Source organism: Chitinophagaceae bacterium, assembly GCA_016710165.1.
Lineage (GTDB): Bacteria > Bacteroidota > Bacteroidia > Chitinophagales > Chitinophagaceae > Ferruginibacter.
The window spans coordinates 191,900-205,577 of record JADJLJ010000005.1 but is presented as its reverse complement, the minus strand read 5'-3'; the positions used below and the strand labels follow the sequence as shown (position 1 = coordinate 205,577).

Genomic DNA, 13,678 nt, shown 5'->3' with positions numbered 1-13,678 from the left:
GGTTATAGAAGTTTAAAGGTTGAAGGGTTTAAAGGTTGAAGGGTTTGCTCAAAGGCATCCATATCAATTGCATCTTCGGTCCTGAATTCTCCAATACGCGTGCGGCATAAACTGCTGAGGTAAGCACCACATCCCAGTTCAGCGCCAAAATCATTGGCCAGGCTGCGTATATAAGTGCCGGTAGAACAAACCACCTTAAAATGTACAACGGGCAGTTCGATCAAGGTGATCTCGAAAGAGCGGATGAATATTCTCCGGGATTTTAACTCTACCGCTTCTCCCCTGCGTGCCAGTTCATACAGGGCCACGCCGTCTTTTTTTATAGCAGAGTAAATCGGGGGATATTGATCGGTCTCCCCGGTGAATTTCTCCGTTGCAGACCGCAGTATCTCCCCGGTAACAAAAGAAAAATCTTTTTGCTGTCCGGGTTCACTCTCCAGGTCATAGGTGGGAGTAACAGCACCCAGGGTGAAAGTACCGGTATATTCTTTTTCCTGCGCCATGTATTCATTTATCTTCTTGGTAAATTTCCCGGTGCACACGATCAGTAATCCTGTTGCAAGGGGATCAAGCGTACCGGCATGCCCGATCTTTTTTATCTGCAGCAGGCTGCGGAGTTTACGTACCACGTCAAACGATGTCCAGTGAAGCGGTTTATTTATCAGAAGGACTTTACCCTCCAGGTATGGCTGCTGAATTACCGGGTCAAGGGGAACCCGTTCTTTGCGTTCGGGCCTTACAGGCGCCTCTCCAGCCTCTGCCAGTTTATTGGTATACCGTACCCGGTAGGTCTGCTTACGTGCCAATGATTTTTTTGTAAAGGTAAAGATTGAAAATCCAATTGAAATTATTCCAGGCAGAAGGGGCCCTGGCATTTGAAAATACAGATTGAGAAACGCCGGAAATGAAATCCCGGTAATACCGATCTAGTGACAGGGTTCGGATCCCGTGGAAGACATTTTTTCAATTGTAAAATTCAAAAAGATAGTTATCATCATAATCTACTTCAAAATCAGCAAGCATTCTCAAATACTCATTTTTAAATGACCTTGTCCTGTGATGTTCTTCCTGGTTCATGATATATCTGATCACAACATCCCGTTGACTTTTTGCATAGGAGAAGGCACCATATCCCTCCTGCCATTGAAATCTCCCTTTAATAAAATGCTGTTCATTTATCCATCTGCTGCTGTTGGCTTTTACAGCACTTATGAAACCGGAGATACTGGCGGTAACCGGCATTCCGAAAAATATATGAACGTGATCATTCCATCCTCCTACTGCAAGTGATCTGGCACCCTTACCGTTGATTATTCCTGAAATATACCGGTGCAGATCATTCCGCCATTCCTTTACAATAAAATTATCCCGGTACTTTACTGCGAACACAGCATGAATCGTTATTTGTGAATAGGTATTTGGCATTCAATATTCTTATTTTTAAATAATGATTTTTATCAACAAAATATCGCCCTGATGGGGCTACCAAAATGACGCCCTGACGGGGCTACCAAAATGACGCCCTGATGGGGCTACCAAAATGGCGCCCTCATGGGTTACCAAAATGGCGCCCTCATGGGGATACCAAAATGACGCCCTGATGGGGCTACCAAAATGGCGCCCTCACGGGGCTACTACCAAAATGGTGCCCCGAAGGGGTTGGCTGGGTTTGTATGAAACTGCAATTTAAAAGCCCATCGGGCTGAAATTCTGGTAAAACCCTCAGCAAACGGTGTGTTTTAGCCCCGGAGGGGCGGCATTTTTTCTTTGAACTGGGTTGGAAAAAGATAATTTGATGCGGGGTTGATGAACCCGGTTCCTCTTTGTTATATCGCCTGTCTTGCCTTCAACTCCAGGTATTTATTCACTGCATTGATGGTAAGATGTTCCGGCGAAGTCAGCACAGAGAGGATGCCATGCTTCCTTAATTCCTTTACGATAAGCCTTTTTTCAAACTCGAATTTTTCGGCAATGGTCTTTATATACACTTCTTCCACATTGCGGGCCTGCAGGTTGGAGAGCTGGTGCAGTTCGGTATTCTCAAAAAACACCACCATCAGCAGGTGGTGCTTGGCAATGGAACGTAAATAATTCAACTGGCGGTAAAGGCCGTTCAGGGATTCAAAGTTGGTATATAACACAACCAGGCTGCGGTGCTTTATCCGGCCCCGGATCTGCATATAAAGCATCTCGTAATCACTTTCCAGGAAAGCGGTCTCCTGGTTGTAGAGCAACTGCAGGATATTTTCCCGCTGAATAGGTTTGCGGTCGGCAGCAAGCACCGATCCCATCTTGTTTGCAAAAGTGATCACGCCTACCCTGTCCTGCTTCTGCAGGCAAACATTCGCTAACACCAGCGTACTGTTGATGGCATAGTCTAAAAGGGTAAGTCCGCCGAAAGGCATTTTCATCAGGCGTCCCTTATCGATCACGCAGTACACCTGCTGTGACCGTTCATCGGTATAGCTGTTCACCATCAGCGAAGCTTTCCGGGCGGTTGCCTTCCAGTTCACACTGCGGATATCATCACCCCGTACATATTCCTTTATCTGCTCAAACTCCATGCTGTGACCGATCTTCCGCATACGCCTGTTGCCCTGTTCACTCTGTATGGTGGTTTGGGAAAGCAAAGCATACTTACGCATCTGCAGGTAAGAAGGATAAACAGCCACGGTCTGTTCCGTTTCCATATTATGCCTGCGCTTTAACAAACCAAGCAACGATGAAATATAAAGGATGATGCGCCCGAAATGATACGCCCCCCTTTCCACAGGACGTAAGCTGTAACTGATATGCTTCTGCTCTCCTGCCTTAAAACGATAGAACAATAACCAGTCCCTTTTCTGAAACTGTACAGGCAGTTCATCGATGATCTCCATGCGTACCGTGAATGGCATGTTGTTCTTTACCTGTATCCCGATCTTATTTTCGTCGCCATTACTAAGCCGGTCAGCCATCAGCCGCGTTGCGGCCGGCGCTTTACCCAATGCAAATAAAAAAAAATAGTCAACTACAATCAGCGATAAAAGCACCCACAGAAGGATCTTCGCTATTAAAAAAATACCCGGCACCAGGAAGGAGGTGATAAACAGGACAATGCAAAAACCCATTACCAGGTAAAAACGCCTGGTGAGGTATACTGAACTGATATATTTATTAAAAAGATCCGGCATGGTTTATCGCGGTACTTCAATGGATTTCAGGATATTTTCGATCAGGTCATCTTCTGTGACCCCTTCCATTTCTTTCTCCGGGGTAAGAATGATGCGGTGCCTTAATACATGCGGTGTCATTTCCACAATATCTTCGGGGGTTACAAAATCCCTTCCTTTTATGGCCGCACTTGCTTTGGCAGACCGGAGTATGGCCAGCGATGCCCTTGGCGAAGCACCCAGGTAGAGAGCAGGGTTATTCCTTGTTTCATGAACGATCTTTGCAATGAATTCCACCAGCTTTGGTTCTATGATCACCGACTGAACCTGGGTACGGTAGTGCTGTATGTCCACCGGCGATAAGATCTTCTTCACTTCATCCAGCATCTGTGCCTGCGATTTTCCCTGTTGCCCGTTGAGGATGGCGATCTCTTCTTCCAGCGAAGGATACTTCACTTCTATCTTAAACAGAAAACGATCCAGTTGTGCTTCGGGCAAACGATAGGTTCCCTCCTGCTCGATGGGGTTTTGCGTTGCCAGTACGATAAAAGGTATCTCCATCATATGGGTATGACCATCCACCGTTACCTGGCGCTCTTCCATCACTTCAAACAGGGCTGCCTGCGTTTTTGCCGGGGCCCGGTTTATCTCGTCTATCAAAACAATATTACTGAATACCGGCCCCGATTTGAACCGGAAATCTCCTTCCCGGGGATTGAACACCGAAGTGCCCACTACATCACTCGGCATCAGGTCGGGGGTGAACTGGAGCCTCGAAAAATCCACATCAATGATCTTAGCCAGCAGTTTTGCGGTCAATGTTTTAGCCACGCCGGGTACGCCTTCGATCAATATGTGCCCGTCGCACAATAAGCCGATGAGCAGCAGGTCAACCATTTTATATTGCCCGACAATTACCCGGGCAATTTCATTGCGGATCTCGTGAACCGACCTGTTCAGGCCGCTGAGGTCGATCCGTTGTTGAAAAAGATTTTCTTCCATCAGTTTTTGTTTTGCCCCAACCCCGGAAGGAGCTATCCGATCCGTTGGCTTGGGAAGGTTTATTTAATGTAAAGATCTGAATGCTCAAACAGTTTTTTTATTGAAGTTCTGGATCTGCTCATTTAAAGAAAGTAACTGGTAATCGTCTAAATGATCACTGCTTTGCGCACTGGTGATGGTACGGTAAAGGGAATCCACGCTTTCCCGCTGCACACCGCTTTTACGGCTCAGGGCAGTGATGAAATCTTCATTGATGCTATTGGTATTTAAAAAGTATTTATTGCGGATGAATTCATTGAAATAGGTGATCATTTTGTCCGAGATATTCTTGTTGTCCTTTTTCTGCAGGTACAAACGCCCGATCGTTTCGGTAAAAGTGACGGTGGTGTTCTCATTGGGTTTGCGTTGCTCAATGATCCGCTGAACCCGTTTGCCGCCAAAGAGCACATACAACAGAAGCAGCAGTAAGGTAAGCCAAAAAGCATATACCAGCGGCGGGTGTTTCATTATTTCGCTCAGGGTTGAGAAATTATCATCCTCTCCTTTCCGGCGGCGCAGTTTGTTGTAATGATCATCCCAATACACATGCCCGGGAACAACAGGAGTAAAAGCCAGGCTTTGCTGCATGTATTTAAAATTGCTGTCCTTCAGCAGGAAATAATTGCTGAAGGCCCGTGGGTCGCAATGAAGGTACAACTTGCCCCTCCCGTGAAAGTAAACAATGGAGTTGGGCATCAGGTCATCATTAACGCCAACGACCCGGGTACGCCCGCTGTCTATCTTCACAAAATAATTATTGAACGGGTAATAGAAATAAGAATATGCTGAATCCGGCTCTACCAATGACCGGGTGGATGTTTGCGTAAAAGCCATGGCACCAAAAACCTGGTTGAAATTCACTTTCGTCGTGCAATTGATCTTTTGCTGCAATACGTCATCAATATACGCGGCAGAAATGAACAGGTCATTGCCTGCATCCACATATTGCAGCATGGCATCCGCTTCCTCTTCATTAACAAACAACGAGCCGGTAATGCATATATACAGGGACCCGCTGTCACTTATTTCCTTCCATGTTTTTGAAAAGGGCTGCCGCACATCCCGGATGGAATTGGATGCATATAGTGACTTCACCTGCCGGTAAGCAATGCTGGCGCCAAAAGGGTTCTTGTCCTTTTTGGAAAACGATTCTTTCAATGCCGGCAGTTTAGGCCCCTTATCGCTGCGACAGGCAGCCAACAACAGTACCGCTGCGGCCAGGAAAAGATATGTGTAGCTGTTTTTCAACAATGCATTATACTTTTTGGTTAAAGTTCCTGAAGCCCTTCTCTATTTTATCGTAGATATCCTTTTCCACTTCAAACTCTCCATACCATACATACTCATAGTTCAGTGTGAGTGACGCAAAGTCATTCTGCAGGGCCGGACCTTTAATTTCCCGTACATATTGGTAATTGGTTTTGTCGGGCGCCAGCTCAACAAAATTCCTGCCTGCCAGTTTGTGCAGCGTACGCAGGTATTGGTAACGTACTGCCTGTCGGAAATTATTATTCGTTAGCGCACCGTTTATCAATGCATCAAAATCAGTTTCACCGGTAATGTGCTCTTCCACTATTTCCTGTGCCTTATCCTTTACCAGCCTGGACTCCCGCCTGAATACGCCATCGGCCAGGAAAAGCCGGTAAACAATAAAGAGAACAAAACCCCCGGCAAGGGTCCACAGCAAAATTTTTAAGATAGCGGAGGATAAAATGCTTTCAAGCAAACCCGGTCCGGTTGATACCGGGGTACGTTGGTTTTGGTTTTTTTCTTTCTGCTGCAGGTCCTTCAGCAGACTGTCCATGTTTTTCATGTAGGCGTATTCCTGCGCTTTCTTCCATTGCCTGACAGAATCCGGGGAAGTGATGAGTCCGTTCAGGTAAAGGGTGGTGTCCAGTACCTCTTCATTGACCGCTTCGTTGATTTCCGTATGGTCATCCGGCACCGGTTCCGCCACTGCTTCATCTGCAGGCTCCTCTGCAGGGTATGGTTCACCGTTCTTTATGAGCGTAGAATCAATATAGATATACCTTTTTTGCTGCCCCTGTGCAGGAGCAAAAAACAATAAGGCCAGCAGTGATATGCAGATGCGTTTATTCATTCTCCTTTTTCAGCCGGTGAATGATGCCATCCGGCCGGATATAATAACCTTTCTTATGTAAACGTATGGGGTGGATCACAAAATACCAGATGATGAATGCCAGTGAAACCGCCAGTATGAGTATGCTGACCCAGACAGGTAATCCCGGGTTATCGGCCTTATCAAAGGTCTGGCTCATGAGGTGCGTGATATAACTTTCAAAAAACGCAGCCACAATAAAAATGGGTACCAGGCTTATCAGCACTTTGGCAGCATCCCGGGCGCTTCTTTTAAACGAGACCCATCGTGAATAGGTTTTCGGGAACAGGATCCCGCTTGCCAGTATGAAGCCGGCGGTGGAAGCGATCACAATGGCAGATATCTCCAGTGTACCGTGTATCCATATTACCAGCACCGATTTTGTGCCCAGTCCTTTTGCAAAGAACATGTATTGAAAGCTGCCCAGCAGTAAACCATTCTTCCACATGACCCACATGGTGAGTATGCCCAGCGTAAAGCCGAAAATGAACGAGAGAAAGGCCACCCGGATATTATTGAACCCGATCCGTACAAACATTGAAAAAGGGTTATCATCTTTATACACACCGAAAGGGTCCCCTTTGGCTATGTTCTCCTCCGTCATGTCAACATATCCATCGCCGAGCACACCCCGTACAAAGTTCTCGTTGTAAATGGAGGAAAAAACACCGATGGCGACAAAGAGGATGAAAACAACCGTTGTGAATAAAAAGATGCGGTGATACCTTTTGAACAGGAGCGGCAGTTCGTATTTCCAGAAAGTGAATATGCGGCTGTACTTTTCTTTCTTATTGCGGTAGATGCTCTGGTAAATACCCGCGGCTATCCCGTTTATCCAGCGGGTCACCTTGCTCTTCGGGTAGAATGTCTTTGCATAGCTGAGATCATCGATCAGGTCAACAAACCGCTCCGCCGTCACATCGGGGTTGTCGGTTGGAGAATGCTGGTATTCATTCCACTTCTCTGCATTCTTTTTGATGAACATCGCTTCCCGCATAGGGACAAATTAAGGTTTTGAATTAATGCTACAAATTCGTCTTTTTTCAGCAATAAAAAAACTGCTGTTCGGGCATAACTGTACCGGGCAATGTGTAATTTGCAGGCATCATGTCCATCATCCGGATAGCAACTGCATTTAATATCGACCTGGAATTTGAGATCGCCGAATTTCATAAGCGGCTGCTTGCCTATATCCTCGATTTCATCCTGCTCATCATCTTCCTTTTCAGCATGAAATACCTGCTGTATGCCGGGTTCCTGCTTGAACTTGAAGAGAATATGGGCCTCGATATCCTTATCATTTCGCTGCCCATGCTGCTGTATTCACTGCTTACCGAACTGTGGATGAACGGGCAGACGGTTGGCAAAAAAATAATGGGAATTCGGGTAATAAGCCTGGAAGGAGGCGAGCCTACCCTCGGGCAGTTCATCCTGCGCTGGATCACCAAATTCTTTGAATGGCCCTTCCTGTTCGGGTACATCGCTTTTTCAAATGCAAATCTTTTTGCCTACACGTTCATCACCGGCCTGTTTGGCATTGCCGTGGTGATCATCATTTCTGTATCGCCCAAAAGCCAGCGCCTGGGCGATATGATCGCCGGCACCGTGGTGGTGAATGCACGATCGGCACTGACCGTTGCCGACACGGTGTTCATGAACATAAACAAGACCGATTATAAAGTGATGTTTCCCGAAGTGATGCGCCTCAGCGACCGGGACATCAACACCATCAAGTCGGTGCTGCAGCAGGCCGGCAAGCGCAACAACTACGATATGTGCCACCGGGTAGCCCTGAAGATCAAAGAAGTACTCAACATACAAAGCGACCTGTATGTTGACCAGTTCCTGGAAAAATTGCTGGAAGATTACAATTACCTGGCCACAAAAGAATGAGGCCGGGCTGTTTAAAAACCGGTTCCCCTGCCCGCCAATATTCCTGCCAGCATTACGAATGCGACAAATACAATGGCAATGATGGTGATGATGCCTACTATTTTAAAATAAGTGGCCAGTTTTGTGATGCCGGTCTCAAAATGGGCCTGGCTTGAACCTTCAATACCCTTTTTAATACTGGAAGATGCATTCAGCAGGGTAATATTCAAAACAAGTGAAACAACCAGGCTGATGAAGGGCCATACAACAATAAGCCCGGAAAAAAGATTACCGCCATAATTGCTCAGCCTGATCAGGGTTACTATAAAAAAAGTAATGGTAATGGCTGCACTGGCAAGCCCTGCAATGGCATTGATATTTGTCCATTGGGCGATGGCCGCCAGGTGAGACCGGCTTTCTTCATCCAGGTTAAAATCGAATATGCTGCTGTTGGGGTTATTTTCCATGATGCAGGTATATTTATTTAAAACAATTTTACAATGGTATTAAGGAGGGAAAGAATGGCGAAAACCGTGGTGATGATGAAAAAGATCTTCAGCGACCGTAACCCGGCATTCAACTCAGTGATGCTCTCACTTATCAAAGCGCTTTTTATCTTAGCAGAAAAATTGAAAAGGAAATAATATACCAGTGCCACCACGGCTACCATAAAAAAGATCACCACAATAAGCATGGAGCCACCGAACCCGGTAAAGATATCGCCTGCATTGCCCAGTCTCCTGAATGAATTGAAAATGGCCGCCCCGCCGATGGTGCCGGATACCAGCACCAGGCCGCAGGCAAAGAATACAACAACAGAAATGAATCTTGACCATTTGGCAGCATCGTTCAGCTGGTGCCTGACCTCTCCTTCAAGCTGCAGGTCCATTTCGGCTAAGTGATCCTGTTCCGGATTTTCCATGACCGTTTTTTTGATGAATGATGAACGAATATGTAAAACTTTCAGCAGAATGCAAAAGAAAAGCTGTTGAAAGATCGCAAGGGCTTACAGAAAATGAACCAGGCATTTTTATGATATTAATACCGTTCAGGCAATCACTATTTTGTAAAAATAACCAAGGAGTATGACAGCAGTGCAAAAGATAAAAGAATATTTGAGGATAGCGGCCCCCCACCTGAACTTAAAGATCCCATGAAGTATCAAAAGCCCGAAAAGCAACAGAACAGGTATCAAAGCAGGATACATCCGGATACTTCCGGCAAAATCGCCACCCAGTAACAACAAAAACTACGCTGCATACCGCATCCGGGACAATCGATATGTGTAAGCTGCCTGAACAAACAGGGCAATTGGTGCTGCTGGAGCCAGTCAATAATATTTAAAAACCAGAAAGACATTCTTTTCTGTTAACACGTTAATTGGTTAATACGTTAATACGTTAATACTTTAACTGGTTAATACGTTAATCCGTTTGAACGTATTTATGAATCAGCAGAACACGGATACACGGATATACGGATTAACGGATATACGGATATACGGATATACGGATTAACGGATATACAGATTAACGGATAACGATTAACGGATAACGATTAACGATTTAATACGCCCTCGCAAAAAGCACCCGCTGTGTACTTGGTTTGCCGGTGAGGATACAGGCGCCACTCTCCTGCTTGTTATTAAGCGGAATGCAACGGATGGTTGCCTTGGTCTGTTCTTTTATCTTCTCTTCCGTTTCGGCAGTGCCATCCCAATGCGCCGAGATAAAGCCTCCCTTTTCATCCAGCAGTTTTACAAACTCATCCCAGGTATTGGCAGGCCTGATATTTTCGTTGCGGAAAACAAGCGCCCTGTTGTAAATATTCAGCTGAATTTCTTCCAGCAGGTTTGCAATATTATCAGTCAGTCCGTCCAGCGGCATACTGTTTTTTTCTTTGGTATCCCGGCGGGCAACTTCCACCACATTGTTTTCCATATCCCGTAAGCCCATGGCGATCCTTACCGGAACACCCTGCAATTCGTACTGTGCAAATTTCCAGCCAGGGCGGCTGTTATCGCTGCTATCGTATTTAACCCGGATGCCTTTTGCTTTTAAAGACCGCATGATCTCATTCACTTTTCCATCGATGGCGGCTTTGCTCTCCTCCCCTTTGTAAATAGGAACGATGACCACCTGCAGGGGGGCGATCCTTGGCGGCATCACCAATCCCTGGTCATCGCTATGCGCCATGATCAATGCGCCGATCAATCTTGTTGATACTCCCCAGGACGTGGCCCACACATATTCCTGCTTGTTTTCCTTGTTCAGGAACTGCACTTCAAAAGCCTTCGCAAAGTTCTGTCCCAGGAAATGGGAAGTACCTGCCTGCAACGCCTTGCCGTCCTGCATCAATGCCTCGATGCAATAGGTGTCTTCGGCGCCGGCAAACCGCTCGCTGGCTGTTTTCACCCCTTTGATCACGGGTACAGCCATATAGGTTTCCACAAATTCGGCATACACATCCAGCATTTTCTCCGTTTCTTCAATGGCTTCTTCTTTTGTTGCATGGGCCGTGTGCCCTTCCTGCCATAAAAATTCGGCCGTACGCAGGAACAAACGGGTACGCATTTCCCAACGGACAACATTGGCCCATTGGTTGATCAGCAAGGGAAGGTCACGGTATGACTGGATCCAGTCCTTATACGTATTCCATATGATCGTTTCAGAAGTTGGCCTGACGATCAGCTCTTCTTCCAGTTTTGCATCCGGGTCAACCACAATGCCTTTACCATTGGGATCATTCATCAGGCGGTAATGGGTTACCACGGCGCATTCTTTTGCAAAACCCTCCACGTGGGCGGCTTCCTTGCTTAAAAAACTTTTGGGAATGAATAAGGGAAAATAGGCATTCACATGCCCTGTTTCCTTGAACATTTTGTCCAGCTGGTCACGCATGTTTTCCCAAAGGGCAAAACCATAGGGTTTGATGACCATGCATCCCCGCACGGCTGAATAATCGGCCAGCCCCCCTTTAATAACAAGATCATTGTACCATTGCGAATAATCTTCTGCCCTTGATGTTAGTTCTTTACTCATTATCTTAACTTATTTTAATAGATACGGCCTTTCTTTTAGCACCACATTAACAACGGACGTTTTAACTTTAATGTCTGTTGGCAGAGGGTTTGTGAAATTTTACATGTATTTGATAACTGCACAAAAGTAGTAACTTCAATTTTAAATGCTTTAAACAAATCACCATGAAAACAAAAATTCTACTTCTTTCTCTTACAGCAGCGACTTTCAGCAGTTGCACCACCGCCTACAAAAGCAGCCAGACCCCCGATGACGTATATTATTCCCCGGCACGGGTGTATGATGGTGAATCAGAAAAAAGGCGTGAAGACAACCGGTATGAAACCAGTTCCGATTACCAGATATCCATGGGCATCCGTGACCGCCGCTGGAGGGATTTCAGGGATGAATATAATTACGACTACAGCCCGTACAATTACACCTGCAAAAGATATAATTACGGGTACTATTACAATCCTTATTATTATCCCTGGGCCATTTATACCGGTAAGGCCACGTATTCAAAACCGGTCAGCACAACACCACGCATGGTCAACCTGAAAGCATACAACGGGTACAACAGTAATGTTGCCTACGACAAAACAAACGGGACCGGAAGATGGTCGAACCCTGCCAGCAACTACAACAACAGCAACGCAGGAAGCCGCAGCAGGCAGATACTTCTTCCCAGCAGAAGTTCCTCTTCATCATCTTCACCATCCAACAATACAAGGACCTATTCTCCTTCTTCTTCAGGAAGCAGCAGCAGCGGAGGCTCCTCATCAGGGGGCAGCAGTTCCGGTTCTTCTGTATCAAGACCGGGCAGGGGTTAAACAGCCCCTGGTCTCCCCAGCGGGGAACCAAAACACCTGCATAAGTACACTTGTATCAAAAAAATTATGCTATGACCAAATATATACCCGTACTTTTTTTACTGATAACCAATTCCGTTTTAGCCCAGGCACCTGAAGATGCCATCCGGTATTCTTTTTTTCCGCAGAACGGAACAGCCCGTAACCTGGCCATCGGCGGGGTGATGGGGTCATTGGGCGGCGACATAAATGCCACGTATACAAACCCTGCAGGGCTTGGCTTCTACAAGACCGGTGAATTTGTTCTTACACCGGGTTTCTTTTTGAACAGCAACAAAGCAACGTTCAGGGATAACCTTTCCCAGGACAAGAAGAACAGTTTTGGTTTTGGTGCCAGCGGTTTGATACTGGGTTATTCAAATGCGAATGATCCCAAAAGAAGCAGTGCCATCAGCCTTGCCTTTACTCAAACAGCCAGTTTCAATAACAGGGTCCGGTACAGCGGGCTGAACAATTACAGTTCATTCAGTGAGCAGTTTGCCGAAGAGTTTGCAAAAAGCGGGTTAAGCATCGGCGAAGTGTTAAGTACCAACTCTGCCCTGCCCTATACATCAGCCCCCGCATTATACACCTACCTGATCGATACCGTTACCGTGAATGGCGTGGTACAGGTAAAAGGAGCGCCTGAATACATCCTGGATGCCGGGCAGGCATTGCGGCAGGAGATGATCCACACTACCAAAGGGGGCATCTATGAATTTGCCCTTGGCTATGCACAAAACAAAAATGATAAATGGTACTGGGGCATAAGTCTGGGTGTGCCGCTGGTGAGTTATACCAGCAATATGGTATTTAAGGAGTCTGACACTTCTTCAAACACTTCCAATCATTTTAACCGGTTTGAATACACCGATAATTTTAAAACAAAAGGAACCGGTTTCAATGCAAAACTTGGCATCATCTACCGCCCGCTTGACTATATACGCCTGGGGCTGGCCATACACACACCTACCTACATGATACTGACCGATACCCGTACCACCTACCTTACCACCGAAGTGGAGAACCCGGTAAACAGTTACAGCATAAATTCTGAAACGTTCACCAACAACGGGCCCGGTGAGGCAAAATATGTGCAGACCACACCGTTCAAAGCAATGATCAGCGCTTCGTATGTTTTCCGGGAGACCGAGAACGTGAAAAAACAACGGGCATTCATCAGCGCCGATATTGAATATGTGCAGCACCGCGGCAGCCGTTTCCACAGCAACAACGAAGAACCCACCGAAGGCGAAAAAAGATATTACAAGGAACTGAACAACGTGGTGAAGGCCGATTATAAAGGCAACTTCAATTTCCGGTTGGGCGGTGAATTGAAGTTCAACGTGATCATGGCGAGACTTGGATTTGCTTACTACAGCAATCCCTATAAAGACGCTGCCTACAAAGCCAGCCGCATGCTGCTGAGCGGGGGACTGGGTTACCGCAACAAAGGCATGTTCATCGACCTTACGTATGTACACGCAATAAGCAAAGACGTCCATTTCCCATACCGGCTCGAAGACCGGGCAAATACTTATGCCATGCTTAAACAACAGAGAGGAAATATTGCAGCCACTCTTGGATTCAAATTCTAACCACTCCTAATTGCTTAAGCCGCCC

Annotated in this window: 14 protein-coding genes; 3 read left to right on the top strand and 11 right to left on the bottom strand. The window is 46.3% G+C overall.

What is annotated here, in order from left to right; genetic code table 11:
- Positions 1 to 2: 2 nt before the first annotated feature.
- The 7 genes from truB to IPJ02_16965 all read right to left on the bottom strand — a co-directional run bounded on the left by truB (position 3) and on the right by IPJ02_16965 (position 7,309).
- On the bottom strand, positions 3 to 875 hold the full coding sequence (gene truB, locus IPJ02_16995) for a tRNA pseudouridine(55) synthase TruB (GenBank protein MBK7377174.1): 873 nt from the start codon (positions 873 to 875) through the stop codon (positions 3 to 5).
- 88 nt (positions 876 to 963) lie between these two features.
- Entirely contained in the window at positions 964 to 1,425 is a 462-nt protein-coding gene (gene tnpA, locus IPJ02_16990) for an IS200/IS605 family transposase (GenBank protein MBK7377173.1), read from the bottom strand.
- Positions 1,426 to 1,826: 401 nt separating this feature from the next.
- Positions 1,827 to 3,173 (bottom strand): DUF58 domain-containing protein, encoded by a 1,347-nt coding sequence (locus tag IPJ02_16985; GenBank protein ID MBK7377172.1) that lies wholly within the window; start codon positions 3,171 to 3,173, stop codon positions 1,827 to 1,829.
- Between the two features lie 3 nt (positions 3,174 to 3,176).
- Entirely contained in the window at positions 3,177 to 4,154 is a 978-nt protein-coding gene (locus IPJ02_16980; GenBank protein MBK7377171.1) for a MoxR family ATPase, read from the bottom strand.
- A gap of 84 nt (positions 4,155 to 4,238) precedes the next feature.
- Positions 4,239 to 5,441, bottom strand: coding sequence for a DUF4350 domain-containing protein (locus IPJ02_16975; GenBank protein MBK7377170.1), 1,203 nt, complete (start codon positions 5,439 to 5,441; stop codon positions 4,239 to 4,241).
- Between the two features lie 7 nt (positions 5,442 to 5,448).
- Entirely contained in the window at positions 5,449 to 6,294 is an 846-nt protein-coding gene (locus IPJ02_16970; protein MBK7377169.1) for a DUF4129 domain-containing protein, read from the bottom strand.
- On the bottom strand, positions 6,287 to 7,309 hold the full coding sequence (locus IPJ02_16965) for a stage II sporulation protein M (GenBank protein ID MBK7377168.1): 1,023 nt from the start codon (positions 7,307 to 7,309) through the stop codon (positions 6,287 to 6,289). The genes IPJ02_16970 and IPJ02_16965 overlap by 8 nt, the downstream gene beginning before the upstream one ends.
- Before the next feature lie 110 nt (positions 7,310 to 7,419).
- On the opposite strand from IPJ02_16965, the gene IPJ02_16960 reads away from it, so the two are divergent.
- Complete coding sequence (locus IPJ02_16960) at positions 7,420 to 8,205, top strand: RDD family protein (protein MBK7377167.1); 786 nt, start codon at positions 7,420 to 7,422, stop codon at positions 8,203 to 8,205.
- Between the two features lie 11 nt (positions 8,206 to 8,216).
- Here IPJ02_16960 and IPJ02_16955 read toward each other — a convergent pair whose 3' ends face one another.
- The 4 genes from IPJ02_16955 to IPJ02_16940 all read right to left on the bottom strand — a co-directional run bounded on the left by IPJ02_16955 (position 8,217) and on the right by IPJ02_16940 (position 11,225).
- Entirely contained in the window at positions 8,217 to 8,651 is a 435-nt protein-coding gene (locus IPJ02_16955) for a hypothetical protein (GenBank protein ID MBK7377166.1), read from the bottom strand.
- Positions 8,652 to 8,668: 17 nt separating this feature from the next.
- On the bottom strand, positions 8,669 to 9,106 hold the full coding sequence (locus IPJ02_16950; GenBank protein ID MBK7377165.1) for a hypothetical protein: 438 nt from the start codon (positions 9,104 to 9,106) through the stop codon (positions 8,669 to 8,671).
- Positions 9,107 to 9,375: 269 nt separating this feature from the next.
- Positions 9,376 to 9,543, bottom strand: coding sequence for a DUF2752 domain-containing protein (locus IPJ02_16945; GenBank protein MBK7377164.1), 168 nt, complete (start codon positions 9,541 to 9,543; stop codon positions 9,376 to 9,378).
- A 206-nt stretch (positions 9,544 to 9,749) separates the two neighbouring features.
- Positions 9,750 to 11,225 (bottom strand): proline--tRNA ligase, encoded by a 1,476-nt coding sequence (locus tag IPJ02_16940; protein ID MBK7377163.1) that lies wholly within the window; start codon positions 11,223 to 11,225, stop codon positions 9,750 to 9,752.
- A 164-nt stretch (positions 11,226 to 11,389) separates the two neighbouring features.
- On the opposite strand from IPJ02_16940, the gene IPJ02_16935 reads away from it, so the two are divergent.
- The gene (locus IPJ02_16935) at positions 11,390 to 12,037 is read left to right on the top strand and encodes a hypothetical protein (GenBank protein ID MBK7377162.1); all 648 of its coding nucleotides are present in this window, start codon (positions 11,390 to 11,392) and stop codon (positions 12,035 to 12,037) included.
- Between the two features lie 71 nt (positions 12,038 to 12,108).
- Positions 12,109 to 13,653: a hypothetical protein gene (locus IPJ02_16930; GenBank protein MBK7377161.1), complete on the top strand. Its 1,545-nt coding sequence runs from the start codon at positions 12,109 to 12,111 to the stop codon at positions 13,651 to 13,653.
- Positions 13,654 to 13,678: the final 25 nt, after the last annotated feature.